This is a genomic window from Acinetobacter sp. XH1741 (assembly GCF_041021895.1).
In the GTDB taxonomy this organism is placed as follows: Bacteria; Pseudomonadota; Gammaproteobacteria; order Pseudomonadales; family Moraxellaceae; genus Acinetobacter.
The window spans coordinates 2,284,901-2,301,889 of record NZ_CP157428.1; the positions used below are offsets into that span (position 1 = coordinate 2,284,901).

Genomic DNA, 16,989 nt, shown 5'->3' on the forward strand with positions numbered 1-16,989 from the left:
CTACATAAAAAAGGATTTTTTATATGAACTACTCTCAGGAAGCAAACATTGTCTTAGATACTAAATTTAAAAAAATGGTGAAGCGAAGAAACCGATTCGCTGTTTTTTTAAGTTTAATAGTACTTAGCATTTATTTTATTTTTATAGGAACAGCCACATTTCGACCTGAGTTGCTGGCAATGCCATTAGAAGCAAGCAAGATCACAATTGGTTTGCCTATCGCTGCAATTGTTATTGTATCAAGCTGGGTCATAACGGGCTTATATATATTTATTACAAATCAATATTTTGACAAACAAAAAGAAAAATTAAGAAAGGAATACCATTATGAATAAATATATTACTTTTACTCTTCTGACTTTACTCAGTCCTGCTGTTTGGGCTGCCCAAAGTGAGCCAAGAAATTGGACCGCAATTATCATGTTTGCGTGTGTAGTCGGCCTTTCATTATTTATTACTTTTAAAGCTGCAAAGAAAACAGTATCGAAAGAAGACTTTTATACAGCAGGCAATGCCATTTCAGCAAAGCAAAATGGTTTGGCGATTGCTGGGGACTATATGTCGGCATCAACCTTACTTGGTATTTCAAGTATGGTTTTCTTCAAAGGTTATGATGGTTTTATCTATGTAACGGGCTTTTTTGTTTGCTGGCCGATTTTAACTTTCTTAATGGCTGAAAGACTAAGAAACCTTGGTAAATATACTTTTGCGGATATTGTTTCGTATCGCTTAGATCCGCAGCGAACCCGTATTTTGGCAACGTGTGGTTCACTTATTGTTGTGTGTTGCTATTTAATTTTGCAAATGGTGGGCGCAGGTCAGCTCATTAAATTATTGTTTGGTCTAGATTATAAAATTGCCGTCATGCTAGTCGGTTGTTTAATGTTGGTGTATGTCATTTTTGGAGGAATGCTTGCAACCACATGGATACAAATAGTTAAAGCTATTCTTTTGCTCTTTGGTGGAACAGTTCTAGTCTTTCTCGCATTTAAAGCATTTGGTTTTAGTTTAAATAATATGGCTGAGGCCGCCGTAAATGCACATAAATTAGGACAAAAGGTCCTAGAACCGGGTCCAATGTTATCCAATCCGATTAATACACTCTCTATGTCTATTGGATTGATCTTTGGTTTAGCAGGTTTACCACATATCCTTATGCGTTTTTTTACGGTTCCAAATGCTGCTGAAGCACGCCGTTCAGTCTTTTATGCTTCTGGTTATATTGGTTACTTCTTTATTGTGGTTTGTATTTTAGGTTTAGCTTCAATCGCCATAGTTGGCACTAATCCTCAATATTTTGTAGATGGACAACTCGGTGGAGATTTAATTGGCGGCAGTAACATGGTTGCCATGCACCTAGCAAAAGCTCTTGGTGGAAATTTGTTGCTCGGTTTCTTATCTGCTGTAGCGTTTGCAACAATTTTAGCTGTAGTGGCTGGCTTAGCTCTGGCGGGAGCTTCTGCGATTTCCCATGATTTATTTCAAAAAGTGATTAAAAAAGGCAAGGCAACTGAAAAGCAGGAAATGGTTGTATCTCGACTTTCAGTGGTGATTCTAGGTGTGATTGCCATTGCATGTGGAATCTTATTTGAAAAAATGAACATCGCTTTCTTAATGGGGCTTACTTTCGGTATTGCTGCTTCCGCTAACTTTCCTGTGCTTATTCTTTCTATGTATTGGAAAGATTTAACCACCCGCGGCGCCATATTTGGTGGGTTTGTCGGAATCATTTCGGCAATTACTTTTGTGGTTTTATCACCGACAGTTTGGGTTGGTGTACTAGGCCATGAAAAAGCAATCTTCCCATTTGATAACCCAGCTTTATTTTCTATGCCACTCGCATTTTTGGTGAGTATCGTTGTTTCTTTGACTGATAAAAGTAAAAGAGCCGAATTAGACAGACAGGGCTTTGAGTTACAGGTGGTACGTTCAGAGCTTGGTGCTCAACAAGGTTCATTTGAAAAAATGCCTTTGCATTAAGTTTGTTCAAGAACCCAAAAAGTAAGAAAGCATGATTTTTAATCATGTTTTCTTTATTAGACTTACGTTACTAGTACTTTCTTAAAGCATTATTTCAAATGCTTTTGAAGTTCAGATCCAGCTTGTGATAATGCAGTTTTTACAGATGGTTCGTTGCTTAACGGATTTAACAGGCCATAGTCATGAATCAAACCGTTATAACGAGTTACAGTCACGGGAACACCAGCTTTATCTAAGTTACGGCCAAAAGCTTCACCTTCATCACGTAATACATCTAATTCAGCTGTTTGAATTAATGTAGGTGGGAAGTCTTTTAGCTGTTCGCTTGTAGCACGAAGTGGTGATGCCAAAATATTGTTGCGATCATTGGCATTGGTTGTGTAGTTGTCCCAGAACCATTTCATCATGTTCTTAGTCAGGAAGTATCCTTTTTCGTACTGGTTGTAAGAAGCATCGTCGAAACCAGCATTGGTAACCGGCCATAACATTACGTTGTAACGCACTTTTGGACCACCAGATTGTTTAATCTGAAGGGCAACAGCAGCAACCATGTTGCCACCAACGCTATTACCTACTAAAGCTAAACGGCTACCATCAACACCAATTTCTTTACCATGTTTAGCGACCCATTTGGTTGCTTCATATGACTGATTAATTGCTACAGGGAAGTGAGCTTCTGGAGAAGGCGTATAGTTAACGTATACAGCCGCCGCACCAGACTCACGAACTAAATCACGAATTAAGCGTTCATGAGTAGCAAAGTCGCCCAACACCCAACCGCCACCATGGAAGAACATAAATACAGGAAGAACGCCTTTAGCATTTTCTGGTTTAACAATTTTTAGTTGAATGCTTTGACCATTTATTTGAATAGTTTTCTCTGAAACTTGCGCTGGTGGAAGTTTCGCTCCCTTTTGTGCGCCGATTAAAACTTGACGAGCTTCATTTGGAGTCATCAACTCCATTGGTTTGCCGTTACCCGAATTGAGTACGTTTAAGAATGCTTGTACACCCGCAGTCGGAGCAGGAGTATTGATAGCTTCAGCTGAAACAGCTGTAGTGAAAAGAGCAGATGTTAATAAAGCTGTTGCGATTTTCATGATGAAAACTCACTTTAAGTTAGAAATTTTAAATACAACTTTGAGCCAAGGCTTTGTGTCCAATATGGAGTTGGTTCTATCGAAAGCTCAGTTCGGCATTTATCTTGTACATATAATACTTGCACGCAAGATACTTATGGTCAAGAATTATTTATAATTATTTTTAGATAATTTTGAATTTTGGTTTAAAGATGAAAGAAAACAATATATTAGAGGGTCAACTCTGTTTTTCACTCTATTCCGTTGCTAATGCACTTACGCGCCAGTATCGTCCATTACTTAAAGATTTCGATTTAACTTATCCTCAGTTCATTGTTCTTTTAGCTTTGTACGAAGAGGATGACATTTCTCTCAAAGAACTCGGTGAAAAGACGTTATTTGACTCAGGCACTTTAACGCCATTGGTTCAAAAACTTGAAGCAAAAGAGTTTCTGAAGAGGGTATCAATCAAAGAAGATGAGCGGGTGAAAAAAGTAATATTGACGGATAAAGCTTTAGAGATAAAAGAAAAAGTGATTGATCTACCCAATCAGTTGCGATGCTCAATGCATATGAATGACGAGGAGTTGACTATGCTTAGAAGGCTGTCTTTAAAGTTATTGGAAGATTTATAAAGTTTTCTTTAACTAAAAATAATTTTTATCTGCGAATAATTTGAAGCTTTAAACTTTAAAAAAGAGGCATTTGAAAGCCTCTTTTTTATATAAAAAATTAATGAATACAACTGATTAAATATAGAAGTAATAAAAGGTGTTGACATTAAAGTTGGCTTTAACCTTAAAGTAAAGCCATACTGAATGAGGTCATTCCAATGAAAGTGTTCGAAAAATTAGTATTCCCAAATGGCTCATATGTTCCTAACCGTATTGCTAAAGCAGCAATGGAAGAAAACATGGCCGATTTAAACCATGCACCATCAGAAGAATTAATGCGTTTATATCAAGCTTGGGCAAATGGTGGCGTCGGTCTAATCATTACCGGAAATGTGATGGTAGACCGCCGAGCAATGACTGGACCGGGTGGTGTCGTGCTAGAAGATGAAAAACATCTAGATACTTTTAAAAAATGGGCAAAAATTAGCCGTTCAAAAGGCGCTCAGGTTTGGCTGCAAATTAATCATCCCGGTCGTCAAATGCAGTCAAATTTAGGGCAACAAACATGGGCACCTTCTGCTGTTGCTTTAGATTTAGGAAAAATGTCAGACCGCTTTAATACACCAATTGAAATGACTGAATCTATGATTGCAGAAGTGATTCAGCGTTTTGCAAACACAGCGCGTCTAGGTGAAAAAGCTGGGTTTACTGGTGTAGAAATTCATGCAGCACATGGTTACTTACTAAGCCAGTTTCTTTCTCCACTCAGCAATAAACGCCAAGATCAATGGGGTGGTTCTTTAGAAAATCGCGCTCGTATTTTAATTGAGATTGTGGAAGCAGTTCGTAAAGTCGTTTCGCCTACGTTTACTGTAGCGGTAAAACTCAATTCAGCCGATTTCCAACGTGGCGGATTTAGTGCTGAAGACGCTCAACAAGTGGTTAAAATGTTAAATGAGCATGCAGTCGATTTGGTTGAACTTTCAGGTGGTAGTTATGAAGCACCAGCCATGCAAGGGCAATCGCGTGATGGCCGTACACTTGCTCGCGAAGCTTACTTTTTAGAATTTGCACAAGAAATTCGTAAAGTTGCCAAAATGCCTGTTATGGTGACAGGTGGTATACGCCGTAAACAAGTGGCAGAAAAAGTAGTTGAAAGTGGTGTAGATATGGTCGGTATTGCCACAGCTTTAGCAATTGAACCTAATTTGCCAAATGCTTGGAAACAAGGGCACAATGTTACACCAGAGTTAAAACCAATTACTTGGAAAAACAAGACACTTGCTTCACTTGCCAATATGGCTGTAGTGAAATTCCAGTTACGTAATTTAAGCGCTGGTAAAAAAACAAAACCAAATGTTTCACCAGCTTGGGCTTTAATTTTGCAACAATCAGCGATGTCATGCCGTACCCGCCAATACAAAAAGGGCATGCGTGACTATACATTTGCTTCTTAATAAGTGAGTTGTGTTATGACAAATCCGAATGATTCAAACTGGATAATTTATGGAGCAAATGGCTACACGGGCGAGTTAATCGCTCGTGAAGCTGTACGCCAAGGTCTAAAACCAACTTTGGCTGGTCGTAACAAAGCTAAGGTTGAATCACTTGCTCAAGAGTTGGGACTCGACTATAAAGCTTTTGGGCTTGATAACGTAAATGCGGTCAGTGAGCAACTGCAAGGCTTTAAATTGGTCATGCACTGTGCAGGGCCATTTTCAGCAACATCAAAACCCATGATGGAAGCGTGTATAAATGCAGGTGCTCACTATCTAGATATTACGGGTGAAATCGCTGTATTTGAGTTGGCACAGTCACTTAACAGCCAAGCTGAAAAAGCCGATATTGTGCTTTGTCCGGGTGTTGGCTTCGATGTGATTCCGACAGATTGTGTTGCCGCTGCTCTCAAAGAAGCATTGCCAGATGCAACCCATTTAGCACTTGGTTTTGACTCTCGAACAGGGTTTTCGCCGGGTACAGCCAAAACAAGTACAGAAGGCATGGCTGAAGGCGGAAAAATTCGTAAAAACGGAAAAATTACTACTGTTCCATTAGCACATTATGTTCGGACCATTGATTTTGGTGACGGTAAAAAAAGTGCCATGAGTGTTCCTTGGGGAGACGTATCTACAGCGTTCAATACAACTGGTATTCCAAACATTGAAGTATTTGTACCCGCATTTCCTAAAATGATTTTTGGTGCGAAAATGCTGAACTATGTACGCCCAATATTAAAACTAAAAGCAGTACAGAAGTTTATTAAGTCACGTATTGAAAAAACGGTTGTGGGTCCAAATGAAGAGCTTCGTGCGAAAGTACCTACCTATGTTTGGGGTGAAGCAAGAAATGCACGTGGGGAAATCAAAACTGCCCGTATCCAAACAGAAAATGCATATAGCCTTACCGTAAATGGCTCACTGACTGTGGTGAATTATTTACTCAAAAATACCGTGAAAGGCGGTACATATACGCCAGCAAAACTGATGGGTTATAAGCTAGTGACCGAGCTGCCAGGTTCTGGTCCATTGGTCATTACATAACAAGCCTTGTTCAAATCCCGAATAAGGAGTTATTCTTGTTCGGGTAATTTATAAATATTTCAAGTAAATACAGCTTTATATAGATAAAAAGAAAAACAGAAAACAAAACACTCCATAAGAAATAACTCAAATTGAATATACTAAAAAGCGATAAATTTTTTTCATAACAAAGGAATCAGAATAATGAGAAAACTCATATTATTTCTACATGCATCGCTTGATAGTTTTGTGGAAGGTCCAAATGGAGCAATGGACATCGGATGGATTGCTTACGACGCCGATTTGGCTAACCATGCCAAAGAAATTTTGAGTACTGCTGACACGGTCATTTGGGGACGTGCGACTTATCAGATGATGCATAATTACTGGCCAACTATGCTTTCAAACCCAGAAGCTTCGGAGCATGAGCGAAACCACGCGAAATGGATTGAAAAGACAGAAAAAATTGTTTTTTCAACCACTCTAGATAAAGTTGAATGGAATAATTCTAGACTTGTAAAAGACCATGTTGAAGAAGAAATTAATAAGCTCAAACAGCAACCGGGCAAGGATATGGTGATTTTGGGGAGTCCACGGTTTGCACACTATCTAATGCAACTTGATTTAATTGATGAATATAAAATTACGGTATCACCCGTGCTGATTGGTAGTGGCTTACCACTATTCCAAGGTATTCAAGAAAAGACTAATCTTAAACTTATTGAAAATAAAACTTTTGCTTCGGGTGCAATTGGTCTTCACTATCAAAAGATTGGCTGATTTTTTTCTATAGTATCTGTAGGAAAAAGACGAATTACAAAATGGGGCTGTAATTCGTCTTTTTAAATTCATGAGGTGCTACTTACACGCTTAGTAGATACCAATACATATTTTATATACAACATGAGAGCAGTTAACTCTATTTGAACTTAAAAACTATGGTGTTTTTACTTTGTCAAAATAAAGATTCATGAGGCGTTCTGCATTTTGTTCACACGTAATTTCATCGGGTTTATTATTGATCGCATTAATCATGGTATGTAAGTTTTGCTTACTTACTTTAAGTTTCTGTTCTAAAAGTTCTATTTCCTGAATTTTGGTTTCAATCGTTTGAATGAGTGCATCATGATCCCAAACGGCAACTTTCGATGGCAAAAAAGATTTAATTTCTGCTAAAGAAAAGCCGACTTGCTGGGCTTGCTGGATTAAAGAAAGCTGTTTTAAATCGTTATCGGTATATTCTCGATAGCCATTCGATTTTCTTTTTGCTTTAGGCAAGAGTTTGATTTGCTCATAGTAACGAATTGTAGGGGTACTTAAACCACTTAGTTTAGATAACTCGCTAATATTCATAGCCACATACTCTCTTGACATTCAAGCTAACTTTAGACTTATAGTAACATAAAAGCAAGGTTCATAACTTTACCAAGCACACACTTTCAGTAACAATTTTCTATGCTTTGATAGACGAAAGAATAGAATTATAAATATGAAAAATGAGGTGAGAAAATGTCTAAACGCATATTACACGTCGTGACCAATGTTTCACGCTATAAGGATGTAGATCAACAAACCGGGCTGTGGTTAGGTGAGCTCACTCATGCCTATGATGAATTTGAAAAGCAAGGTTACGTGCAAGACATTGTCAGTCCAAATGGTGGCAAAACCCCGATTGAACCTAAATCGCTTGTGCCTTTAGTGGCTGATAAATCTGTTAAAGACCGAGAAAAAGATCAAGCATTTATTACGCTGTTAGCAAATACTTTTAAGCCTTCAGATATTAATTGGCAAGATTATGATGTGATCTATTACACAGGCGGTCATGGTGTTATGTGGGACTTTTTAGATAATCCTGAACTGCAAGAAATCACCAAAAATATTTATGAAAAGGGTGGCATTGTTTCAAGCGTTTGCCACGGTTATTGCGGCTTGCTCAATGTCAGGCTTTCAAATGGTAAACGACTTATAGACGGGAAAAAGTTAACTGGCTTTGCATGGAGTGAAGAGGTTTTGGCTGGGGTTGCAAAAAAAGTCCCATACAATGCCGAAGAGCTCGCTAAAGAAAATGGCGCTCGTTATGAAAAAGCTTTCATTCCATTTGCACCGTATGTGGTTCAGGACGGCAACTTAATTACGGGACAAAACCCGTTTTCTGCTAAAAAAACGGCTCTAGCGATTATAGAAGAGTTAGAAAAGTCATAACTTAATGACTCAAAAAACCTAAAAGCAAAACCAGCGACGGCTTTGCTTTTAGGGTGTTTAAATAAAATGATCTGGTTTCGCAAAACCAATTTTAAGGAACAATTACGAAATCAGGATTTGCTATAGCAAAAACAGCTTCACGGTCTGCAACTGGTGGATAAATCCAAACCGTATTAATTTCTTGTTTAATTTTTTTCGCCTCATGACGTACAAATTGAACTTTTCTATCCCATCCTTCAGTATAAAGTGCGCCCCATGGGCCTAAGTCGACACAAGTCACATACTTTGGTTGGCTATAGGCATGAAGTGGTAAATCAACCAATTCCGCCGCAGCATTGTAACCCGCTACACGGCCTAAGCTCATCGCGTGCTGACATGACATCACGTTAAAATTACCTACATCGTCGGTTGGAACTTTTACCGTATCACCCGTCACAAAAATATTTTTTGCTTCAGGTGCATGTAAATAAGCATCCCCTAAAATACGGCCTAAATTATCTTTTTCACCTGCAATTTGAGAGGTAAGTGAGTTTGCTCGCATGCCCGCAGTCCAAATAACCGTTTCTGCTTCAATTTTTTCGCCGTTAGAAAGGGTTACACCAGAAGCATCAAGTGCAGTAACGCGTAGCCCAGCTTTACCTTCAACACCAAGTTCCTCGAGAGCTTCACGAATGACAGCCGCAGCTTCGTCACCCAATGCTGCACCAATTTCTTCAGATGAATCGACTAAAACCACACGAATATCAGTTTCACCTAAAATGCTACGCAGACGCTCAGGCATTTCGGTCACTGTTTCAATCCCAGTCAGGCCGCCACCAGCGACAACTACAGTATTACGAGCTGCATTTGCAGGTTTATTGGCTAGGTTTTTAAGATGCTGGTCTAATTTTTCCGCATCCTCTAATGTACTTACGCTAAAACCATATTCGGTAAGTCCCGGTATAGGTGGCATAAATGTCGTACTTCCAGTTGCCAGAATAAAACGGTCATAGCTTAAAGTCTGTTTATCGCCCTGAGTTGTGGTAATCACAAGATTTTGGGCAGTAGCATCAATTTCATTTACCCAGCCAGCCACATATTTAACGTCAACTACACTTAATAACTCTGAAATATCAGGGTACATATTTTCAAGTACAGCTTCATAAAGACGAGGACGAATATCTACATTTGGACTAGGGGAAACCATCACTACTTCAATGTTTTGATCTTGCGATGCTAAGTGAATTGCCCGTTGTGCAGCAAGGGCAGCCCATAAACCAGCAAAGCCAGAACCTGCAATAATAATACGCTTACTCATTTGATTATCCTTTTGATAAGTTTTCGGACAACATATTCCAGCTCATCACAAAATTTTGGGTGAGCGAATCCATTCTCTGATTGTCCGAAAAAATCTGAGAAGGCGTTTAAAAAGGATGAGGGGAGTTTACTTTAGGGGTGAGGCCCTATCAGTTTATTAGTCGGGCGTATCCCGTGATATTTTACTTTTTCGCATTTTTGCTGTTCTTCCTTCAATGCGTTCACTGATCCAACCATTTACATCACTAAAAAACACATCGGGAGCATAACGGCCAAAACGGTCTGCAATATCGCCAAGTGTATGAGTACCTAAAGCATCTCGCATGGCTTTTTCAGCCTGTAGCATGACCGCATGTACTGCGCACACACCACTGGTTGCCCAATCGGGAGGGGCATTGTTAAAGACTGCACATTTACCACGAACTTCTTGGCACTCAAAAAGCGGTTTTTCACCCTCAATTGCATTCACAATATCCAAAAAACTGATTTCGTGAGCAGATTGAGCCAGTAAATAGCCGCCTCGAACACCTTCTTGTGCTACAACAAGTCCAGCCTTTTCAAGTTTAGGAAAAATCTTGGCCATAAAACTCGGAGATACTCCTTGTAATTCGGCAAGATCTTTACTACTCAAAGGTTTATCTTCATTGTTCACAAGAAAAAGAAGACAGTGAATCGCATACTCGACGCTACTAGTGATATAAGCCATTTAATTTCATAATTGATCAATTACAAACACAGACTAATGCAGTCTGTGTTTTAAGTCAACAATAAAACTAAGACAAATTTAGTCTTAGTTTTATTTGAAAGTATTATAAAGAGGAGGAGTAGGTGGTATGTATCTGATTTTAAATACCTTTAAAGTAAAATTGAACGATATAAATAATTTAAAAAAATTATCGAAAAACTTACGAACGCCACCAATAATTTTTGACATTTGGGTTATTTAGATCTAAAACTTCACCCATCTGGGGCGTGCTAATCGCTAACTTATGTTCATGTGCCAAACCGACAATACGTTCAAATGGGTCATCCCAAGCATGGAGCGCCAAGTCAAAAGTACCATTGTGCACAGGCAACAAATGACGTCCTTTTAAATCGATATGTGCTTGTAAAGTTTGCTCTGGTTGCATGTGAACATCGGGCCATTCAGGGTCATAAGCGCCAGTTTCTAACATGGTCAAATCAAAGGGGCCATAGCGGTGTCCAATCTCTTTAAACCCGTCAAAATAGCCAGTGTCACCGCTAAAAAATACACGTAAGTCATTATCAATAATTACCCACGAAGCCCAAAGGGTTGCATTGCTATCGCTCATACCGCGGCCTGAAAAGTGATGGGCAGGGGTAGCAACCAGTTCAAGCCCCTCTACATGGGTGGTATCCCACCAGTCGAGTTGTTGAATTTTTTCTGCTGGAATTCCCCATTTAATAAGGGTGTCACCCACACCAAGCGGCGTTAAGAAATGCTCAACTTTATCGTTAAGTTGCATGACTGCATGGTAGTCGAGGTGGTCGTAGTGATTATGCGACAAAATCACACCTTTAATCGGTGGTAAGTCAGCAATACTAATTGGTGGTTGGTGAAAACGTTTTGGGCCAATCCACTGAAAAGGTGAAGCACGCTCTGAAAAAACGGGGTCGGTTAACCAAAATTCATTACGCAGTTTTAACAAAATGGTTGAATGCCCTAAACGAAATAAAGAGCGATCAGGTGCACTTAAAAGTTGTTCTTTTGACAAACTTAAAACTGGAATCTCTTTATTAGGTACGGTGTCTTTTGGCTTGTTAAATAGAAACTTCCACATAAGTTGAAGCGTTTTGCCAAAAGAAGGCTTGTGTTGATTCGGACGCGTATTTCTAAATTTGCCATTATGCTGTTGTGATGGCATTAAGGGAGAAGGAAACTCTGTAGTGTTTGAAATAGTCATCTTGTTTTTCCTTTATTGGAACAAACCTATATGTGCAAATAAGAACTTGGGCTAAGTACTTATTTTAATTTAGTTAAATGAGTATTTACTCACTCATTAATTGATTTAAAAATAAAGACGCCATGCATCCTTATTCTTTTATCTATATTGAAACAGCATGCCAAAACGCTTCAAAGCCAGATTCGCGATAACGCTCGGCTTGAGAAGGGGCTTGGGCAATAAAATTAAGTGTAACTTCGGCAATCGCACCTAAAATTGAAGCAATAAATAACGGCGGGTAATCACGTAGTTTTCCATCGTTAATACGTTCTTGAATGTTTTGGGTGAGATCACAAAAGGTTTGCATGCCAATTTGTTTGCTTTGCTCAGTAATTTGTTCCGAGGTTGAAAGCTGCGCCATCACTTTACGCTTAAGGGGAGCTTCTAAACTCCAGTCCAAATAGCTTTGCCAGATATGTGACATTTGCGTTTGTAAGTCAGAATCAGCAGGGTAACTAAGCATCATGACCTGACGCAGTTCGGCCTTGAGTGAAAGATATAACTGGTTGAGTAGTTCTTCTTTATTACTAAAATAGGTAAATAAAGTACCTTCTGCCACGCCAGCAACTTTAGCAATTTTTGAGGTAGACGCACGTTCGCCAAGCTCAGCTAATGTTTCAATAGCAGCACTTAAAATTGCATTACGTTTATCTTCACTGCGAGGACGAGCCATATACAAATAGTTTAATTGAGTGATTACTCAATCATACATAAAAATTTGAGAAGTGCAAGTAAAGAAAAATTAGGAGGGTACAATGTTAGAAACTTTTCTTTCAATATAGCTGGAAGTGTAAAAACAGCTCCTTTTTTGCTGAATAACCAAGGAGATGCGATATTCACTTAATTTTATTCAACTCCTCAAATAATTTATATTGTTCTTCAAATATATTTTTATGACCCTCAACTGTTTGTAAATACTTAACACATTCAGGGCACTGGTCTAAAATTAGTGACTGTTCAAGCCTTGCTATAATCTCTTTATTGAGGGAACGGTCATTCTTTTTAGCATTACTTTTAAGCTTATCCCGCAGTTCATTAGATAAACGTAAACTATATTGCGTAAATATAGGTTCACTATCATTGATGCTTTTCATAATTAATCTATTTCCGTAATATTTTATTAGTTTTTAAAATAAGATAACTGAATGGTAGGACAATTTTAGTTAAAAAGCAGTATATAATTGTTTTTACTAAATAAGAAATTAATCACATAGTATATTTTTAACTTAAATATTTGAAATTGGAATTTGTGGCTATAAACCAGCTTATCACGAATAAAAAAGATTGAAGTGGAGAAAGGATGTAATCATGATCGCATGAGGGTGAGATTATTCTTGCATATCTCATCTTAAAATATTGCCCAAACTTAAGCTGCCAATTCAATAAAAATAAATGACAGCATAAATTTGAGCCTACAACTTTTACTCAACTTAATGAGCGTATTATTGATGGCTTACTCGCCAGATTATATTTCCGACATCATCTGCAACCAATAAAGCCCCTGAGCGATCTTCTGTAAGGCCTACAGGCGCACCGTATAAACTCTTTTGATCTTGAGAGTAAAAACCACTCACTACAGTTTTAGGAATTCCTGTTGGTTTACCATTTATAAATGGGATAAACACGACGTTGTAACCATTTAAAGGAGTTCGATTCCAACTACCATGATTACTAACAAAAGCACCTTTTTTAAATTGATCACCAAGATTTGTTTTGTCTGATGCAAACCATAAACCTAACGGCGCAACATGAGAGCCTAATGAATAGTCTGGCTTAATTGCTTTTTTAACCAAATCTGGACGTTGTTGTTTTACACGCGTATCAAGGTGCTGACCAAAATAGCTATATGGCCAACCATAGAAACCTTTATCTTGTACAGCAGTTAAGTAGTCAGGAACTAAGCTTCCACCAATTTCATCTCGCTCATTTACGATGGCGAAAAGTTGATTGGTTTCAGGTTCTATTTGTAAACCTGTTGGATTTCGTATTCCACTTGCATAGATCCGACTAGCGCCGCTAAGTACATCCACTTCAAGTACAGTTGCTCGGCGATACTCAACAGCTAAACCTTTTTCACCAATATTACTATTTGAACCTACACCCACATAGAGTTTAGTTCCGTCTTTACTGGCGACTAGAGATTTTGTCCAATGGTGATTAATCGTGTCTGGTAAATCTGCTAGAACCGTTCCCGTTTCATTAATGGAAGTTGAGCCGTCTACATAATGATATTTAGTAATGTTGTTTGTATTAGCAACGTATAAAGAGTCACCAATGAGCTGTACACCAAAAGGAGAGTAGAGGTTTTTGAGGAAAACATATCGTTTCCACTCACCAGTTTCAGTCGGGCGTAGTAGGGTTATTTGGTTGCCCCCTTTTCCACCTTTGCCCGAAAGGCCTTTAACTTTATTTGCGATAAGCTGTTTTGGTGTTGTAGTCGGTGCTTCACCTGGGCTATTCGCTTCAACCACTAAAACATCGCCATTTGGAAGTGTGTAAAGTTGTCTTGGGTGTAGTAAGTTATCGGCAATTTTTTCAATTTTTAATCCTTGAGCCACAACTGGTTTTTGATTTTCTGCCCAACCCACTCCTCGTGGAACTTTCATAGGAGGAACTAAATAATTTTGGGCTTCTGGTAACTCAGGATTTGCGCCATACTGTTTATCCAGATCAACAACGTTTTCTTTACTACATCCAAATAGTGCTAAGTTCATTAAAAAAAATAATGTGGTTTTATAGATAGTTTTCATATTCCCTTCCTATTAATCTTTTACATCATTTCTAGCAGTCGACTCATATATGTAATAAATACAAATTAATAAAACAGTGATGAAAGAAAGAATTACGTTAGCAGGAACAATCCCATACGCATCTCGACTATGTATAAAAGCATTAAAGATTCCGCTCACTATGGCAAAACCATAAAGAAAAAAACCAGCTATTTCAGCTTTCCTAATATTTTGTATTGGTCTAAACCACACATAAAATAAATTAATTAAACGAGGAATAATGGCAAAAATTAGCCCCAGCACAACGAGCCAACTCGCTGCATTGGCCCATAATATTTCACCTGTATTTTTATAAGTAATATCAAAAATTAAAGCTCCAACAAAAAAACCAAATGGAATAGGATTTAATAATGAATAAAGGGTGAAAAGCACTCCAGTTCTTGATCTTACTATTTTCATAATCCATCCTTTTTTATAAAAAGAGTATTATTTTTATATATTCATATAAATATTTTGGATGTTTGTTTTTTGTAATGTTAATTGGGTGAGTTACTTTAGTTTATTATTTTGTTTGGATGTCGGTTTATATAGGAAATAAAGTTTTATATAATATTTTATGGTTATAATTTAATGAATTTTTGACTTAAATTTATATTATTGATATATGGATTTAAAAATTTTTCTTTATTTATTATTGATTTAAATATTTTTATTGATATGTTTTATAGAGGGTTAACCCTTTGTAAAAGAAATTTTGATAATTTATGTTTTATACTTTTAGACATATTATACAATAATATTTTAAATGCTTATTAAATTACTTCATTTGAAACAAAAAATAATTGTTTTAAAAATATTGTTTCAGGTTTTGTTGTTTTTTATTTCCTTAAATAATTTAAAAATAAAACCCTGTTTTAACAGTTTTGTTATATTTGATTCATATCAAGAAGAATTGGAAAATATTTTAGTCAGGATGTGTATATAGCTAATTTAAAAGCAGATATGTCAAAAGAAGAAGCCTTTATGTTTTTGTGTGTAGATCAGAATCAGCAGGGTAACCCAGCATCATGACTTGACGCAGTTCGGGCTTGAGTGAAAGATATAACTGATTAAGCAATTTTTCTTTATTACTAAAATAGGTAAATAAAGTACCTTTTGCCACGCCAGTAACTTTAGCAATTTTTGAGGTAGACGCACGTTCACCAAGCTCAGCTAATGTTTCAATAGCTGAGCTTAAAATTGCATTCTATTTATCTTCACTACGAGGACGAGCCATATACAAATATTTTAAATGAGTGATTACTCAGTCATACATAAAAATATAAGAAGTACAAGTGAAAAAAAGCCCTCAAAGAAGGGCTTTAGGATTGAGTAATACGACTGAGTAAGAGCTTACTCAGGATCTAAGTAAACTTTACCTAGATCAATTTTTTTATAATTTTCAAAATTAGCTTTTTCTTCTGGAACTTGTTCATTAAACTTTTCTGAGTAATCTAATGTTTTATTTTGATAATTTTTAAAGCTAATATAAATTAATGGTGGAAGATTTTTATAATCCTCCAAACTAGGTTCAATGAAAAAGTATTCTTTTGTTAGTGGTTTAATAGTAAAACTACCATCGTTACTTACTTTTATTGTTGCTGATTTCTCATCTGGTAAATAGAAACCAATATATCCATTTACATTGTGTAGAGGCTTTTTAGTTTTACTGTCATAAAGATATCCAGTTGCTTCAGGAGTTAAATATAATATTTTTTTTGTACAGCCCGAAGCAATTGAACACGAGAGTATAAGGAAAAAGAATATTAAATATTTTTTCATTTTTTAGAAATCCCTAAAATATGCTTACTCAGGATCTAAGTAAACTTTACCTAGGTCAATTTTTTTATAATGACTAAAACTAGATATATCTTCTGGAACTTGTTGGTTATATGTCTCTGAATAATCAATAATTTTAGGCTGATAATTCTTAAAACTTATAAAAATTTCTGAAGGAAAGTTTGTGTATTGCTTGACATCAGGTTTTATAAAGTAATACGTTGCTGTAACAGCAGGAATGGTAAAGCTACCATCTGACTTCAAATTAATTTTGGCATTATCACTATCAGTTCGACCATTAAAACCCATATCTCCATTTTGATTACTTAATGGTTTATGAGTTTTACTGTCATAAATATAACCAGTTACTTCTGGAGTAAAATATAAAGTATTTTTAGTACAAGCTGGTAAAGCTAGTAAAGATAAAAGGATATAGATAAACAAAATATATTTTTTCATTGTTTAGAAATTCCTGAAATAAATAACAATCCCATAGTGTCTTTTTCGTTCGCAACCATTCGAGTATTCCAATTTGGTATCAAACTTAGCTCTTCTTCTGCATATTTCATTAAATCTATTTCGCCTGTTCGAGGGTATGTCGTACCTGATTTTGGATTTTGATCGTATCTTGATGATCCATGATGTGTAACTGAGTCATTGAAACCTGCATATGTTTCAACAATTGCATGACCTGTTTCATGAGCTATCGTTTCTTTAAATTTTTTATCAGAATAATCATATGAATAGAAACCCCAGCCACGATCAAATTTTAAATATCCTGTTATATA

The 16,989-nt window shown here is 36.9% G+C and carries 18 protein-coding genes and 1 pseudogene; 7 read left to right on the forward strand and 12 right to left on the reverse strand.

The genetic code is table 11. The features are described 5' to 3' along the window. Positions 1-23: 23 nt before the first annotated feature. Both ABLB96_RS10870 and actP read left to right on the forward strand, forming a co-directional pair. Complete coding sequence (locus ABLB96_RS10870; RefSeq protein WP_348896638.1) at positions 24-335, forward strand: DUF485 domain-containing protein; 312 nt, start codon at positions 24-26, stop codon at positions 333-335. Then, entirely contained in the window at positions 328-1,980 is a 1,653-nt protein-coding gene (actP, locus tag ABLB96_RS10875) for a cation/acetate symporter ActP (RefSeq protein ID WP_348896639.1), read from the forward strand. Before ABLB96_RS10870 ends, actP begins: the two co-directional genes overlap by 8 nt. 89 nt (positions 1,981-2,069) lie before the next feature. On the opposite strand, the gene ABLB96_RS10880 is transcribed toward actP, so the two are convergent. Next, positions 2,070-3,080, reverse strand: a complete 1,011-nt coding sequence (locus ABLB96_RS10880; protein ID WP_049836771.1) for an alpha/beta hydrolase — start codon at positions 3,078-3,080, stop codon at positions 2,070-2,072. A gap of 191 nt (positions 3,081-3,271) precedes the next feature. Here ABLB96_RS10880 and ABLB96_RS10885 point away from each other — a divergent pair, with 191 nt between their 5' ends. The 4 genes from ABLB96_RS10885 (at position 3,272) to ABLB96_RS10900 (ending at position 6,972) form a co-directional block, all read left to right on the forward strand. Next, complete coding sequence (locus tag ABLB96_RS10885) at positions 3,272-3,694, forward strand: MarR family transcriptional regulator (RefSeq protein ID WP_348896640.1); 423 nt, start codon at positions 3,272-3,274, stop codon at positions 3,692-3,694. Positions 3,695-3,891: 197 nt separating this feature from the next. Beyond that, positions 3,892-5,130 (forward strand): NADH:flavin oxidoreductase/NADH oxidase family protein, encoded by a 1,239-nt coding sequence (locus tag ABLB96_RS10890; RefSeq protein WP_348896641.1) that lies wholly within the window; start codon positions 3,892-3,894, stop codon positions 5,128-5,130. 15 nt (positions 5,131-5,145) lie between these two features. Further along, on the forward strand, positions 5,146-6,213 hold the full coding sequence (locus ABLB96_RS10895; RefSeq protein ID WP_348896642.1) for a saccharopine dehydrogenase NADP-binding domain-containing protein: 1,068 nt from the start codon (positions 5,146-5,148) through the stop codon (positions 6,211-6,213). Positions 6,214-6,396: 183 nt separating this feature from the next. Further along, positions 6,397-6,972 (forward strand): dihydrofolate reductase family protein, encoded by a 576-nt coding sequence (locus ABLB96_RS10900; protein WP_348896643.1) that lies wholly within the window; start codon positions 6,397-6,399, stop codon positions 6,970-6,972. 156 nt (positions 6,973-7,128) lie between these two features. Here the strand turns inward: ABLB96_RS10900 and ABLB96_RS10905 are convergent, their stop codons facing one another. Then, a complete protein-coding gene (locus ABLB96_RS10905) occupies positions 7,129-7,545 on the reverse strand; it encodes a MerR family transcriptional regulator (RefSeq protein WP_348896644.1) in 417 nt (138 codons plus the stop codon). Positions 7,546-7,701: 156 nt separating this feature from the next. On the opposite strand from ABLB96_RS10905, the gene ABLB96_RS10910 reads away from it, so the two are divergent. Beyond that, complete coding sequence (locus tag ABLB96_RS10910; RefSeq protein WP_348896645.1) at positions 7,702-8,394, forward strand: type 1 glutamine amidotransferase domain-containing protein; 693 nt, start codon at positions 7,702-7,704, stop codon at positions 8,392-8,394. Positions 8,395-8,485: 91 nt separating this feature from the next. Here ABLB96_RS10910 and ABLB96_RS10915 read toward each other — a convergent pair whose 3' ends face one another. From ABLB96_RS10915 to ABLB96_RS10960, 10 genes and pseudogenes are all read right to left on the reverse strand, one after another. Then, entirely contained in the window at positions 8,486-9,691 is a 1,206-nt protein-coding gene (locus tag ABLB96_RS10915) for an FAD-dependent oxidoreductase (protein WP_348896646.1), read from the reverse strand. 156 nt (positions 9,692-9,847) lie between these two features. Next, positions 9,848-10,396: an Rrf2 family transcriptional regulator gene (locus ABLB96_RS10920; RefSeq protein WP_348896647.1), complete on the reverse strand. Its 549-nt coding sequence runs from the start codon at positions 10,394-10,396 to the stop codon at positions 9,848-9,850. A 199-nt stretch (positions 10,397-10,595) separates the two neighbouring features. Then, a complete protein-coding gene (locus tag ABLB96_RS10925) occupies positions 10,596-11,615 on the reverse strand; it encodes an MBL fold metallo-hydrolase (RefSeq protein ID WP_348896648.1) in 1,020 nt (339 codons plus the stop codon). Between the two features lie 142 nt (positions 11,616-11,757). Then, complete coding sequence (locus ABLB96_RS10930; protein WP_348896649.1) at positions 11,758-12,327, reverse strand: TetR/AcrR family transcriptional regulator; 570 nt, start codon at positions 12,325-12,327, stop codon at positions 11,758-11,760. Positions 12,328-12,490: 163 nt separating this feature from the next. After that, complete coding sequence (locus ABLB96_RS10935; RefSeq protein WP_348896650.1) at positions 12,491-12,748, reverse strand: Arc family DNA-binding protein; 258 nt, start codon at positions 12,746-12,748, stop codon at positions 12,491-12,493. A 348-nt stretch (positions 12,749-13,096) separates the two neighbouring features. After that, on the reverse strand, positions 13,097-14,404 hold the full coding sequence (locus ABLB96_RS10940) for a sorbosone dehydrogenase family protein (protein ID WP_348896651.1): 1,308 nt from the start codon (positions 14,402-14,404) through the stop codon (positions 13,097-13,099). Positions 14,405-14,416: 12 nt separating this feature from the next. Continuing rightward, positions 14,417-14,842 (reverse strand): DUF2231 domain-containing protein, encoded by a 426-nt coding sequence (locus ABLB96_RS10945; RefSeq protein WP_348896652.1) that lies wholly within the window; start codon positions 14,840-14,842, stop codon positions 14,417-14,419. Between the two features lie 568 nt (positions 14,843-15,410). Continuing rightward, positions 15,411-15,623: pseudogene (locus ABLB96_RS10950) on the reverse strand (TetR/AcrR family transcriptional regulator); the annotation flags it as partial. 152 nt (positions 15,624-15,775) lie between these two features. Further along, the gene (locus tag ABLB96_RS10955) at positions 15,776-16,204 is read right to left on the reverse strand and encodes a hypothetical protein (RefSeq protein WP_348896653.1); all 429 of its coding nucleotides are present in this window, start codon (positions 16,202-16,204) and stop codon (positions 15,776-15,778) included. 24 nt (positions 16,205-16,228) lie between these two features. Then, the gene (locus ABLB96_RS10960; RefSeq protein WP_348896654.1) at positions 16,229-16,660 is read right to left on the reverse strand and encodes a hypothetical protein; all 432 of its coding nucleotides are present in this window, start codon (positions 16,658-16,660) and stop codon (positions 16,229-16,231) included. Positions 16,661-16,989: the final 329 nt, after the last annotated feature.

Bases quoted from the DNA above. Each gene is read 5' to 3' on its own strand.
- ABLB96_RS10870 (WP_348896638.1), top strand. From the start codon at position 24: ATGAACTACTCTCAGGAAGCAAACATTGTCTTAGATACTAAATTTAAA.
- actP (WP_348896639.1), top strand. From the start codon at position 328: ATGAATAAATATATTACTTTTACTCTTCTGACTTTACTCAGTCCTGCT.
- ABLB96_RS10880 (WP_049836771.1), bottom strand. From the start codon at position 3,080: ATGAAAATCGCAACAGCTTTATTAACATCTGCTCTTTTCACTACAGCT.
- ABLB96_RS10885 (WP_348896640.1), top strand. From the start codon at position 3,272: ATGAAAGAAAACAATATATTAGAGGGTCAACTCTGTTTTTCACTCTAT.
- ABLB96_RS10890 (WP_348896641.1), top strand. From the start codon at position 3,892: ATGAAAGTGTTCGAAAAATTAGTATTCCCAAATGGCTCATATGTTCCT.
- ABLB96_RS10895 (WP_348896642.1), top strand. From the start codon at position 5,146: ATGACAAATCCGAATGATTCAAACTGGATAATTTATGGAGCAAATGGC.
- ABLB96_RS10900 (WP_348896643.1), top strand. From the start codon at position 6,397: ATGAGAAAACTCATATTATTTCTACATGCATCGCTTGATAGTTTTGTG.
- ABLB96_RS10905 (WP_348896644.1), bottom strand. From the start codon at position 7,545: ATGAATATTAGCGAGTTATCTAAACTAAGTGGTTTAAGTACCCCTACA.
- ABLB96_RS10910 (WP_348896645.1), top strand. From the start codon at position 7,702: ATGTCTAAACGCATATTACACGTCGTGACCAATGTTTCACGCTATAAG.
- ABLB96_RS10915 (WP_348896646.1), bottom strand. From the start codon at position 9,691: ATGAGTAAGCGTATTATTATTGCAGGTTCTGGCTTTGCTGGTTTATGG.
- ABLB96_RS10920 (WP_348896647.1), bottom strand. From the start codon at position 10,396: ATGGCTTATATCACTAGTAGCGTCGAGTATGCGATTCACTGTCTTCTT.
- ABLB96_RS10925 (WP_348896648.1), bottom strand. From the start codon at position 11,615: ATGACTATTTCAAACACTACAGAGTTTCCTTCTCCCTTAATGCCATCA.
- ABLB96_RS10930 (WP_348896649.1), bottom strand. From the start codon at position 12,327: ATGGCTCGTCCTCGCAGTGAAGATAAACGTAATGCAATTTTAAGTGCT.
- ABLB96_RS10935 (WP_348896650.1), bottom strand. From the start codon at position 12,748: ATGAAAAGCATCAATGATAGTGAACCTATATTTACGCAATATAGTTTA.
- ABLB96_RS10940 (WP_348896651.1), bottom strand. From the start codon at position 14,404: ATGAAAACTATCTATAAAACCACATTATTTTTTTTAATGAACTTAGCA.
- ABLB96_RS10945 (WP_348896652.1), bottom strand. From the start codon at position 14,842: ATGAAAATAGTAAGATCAAGAACTGGAGTGCTTTTCACCCTTTATTCA.
- ABLB96_RS10955 (WP_348896653.1), bottom strand. From the start codon at position 16,204: ATGAAAAAATATTTAATATTCTTTTTCCTTATACTCTCGTGTTCAATT.
- ABLB96_RS10960 (WP_348896654.1), bottom strand. From the start codon at position 16,660: ATGAAAAAATATATTTTGTTTATCTATATCCTTTTATCTTTACTAGCT.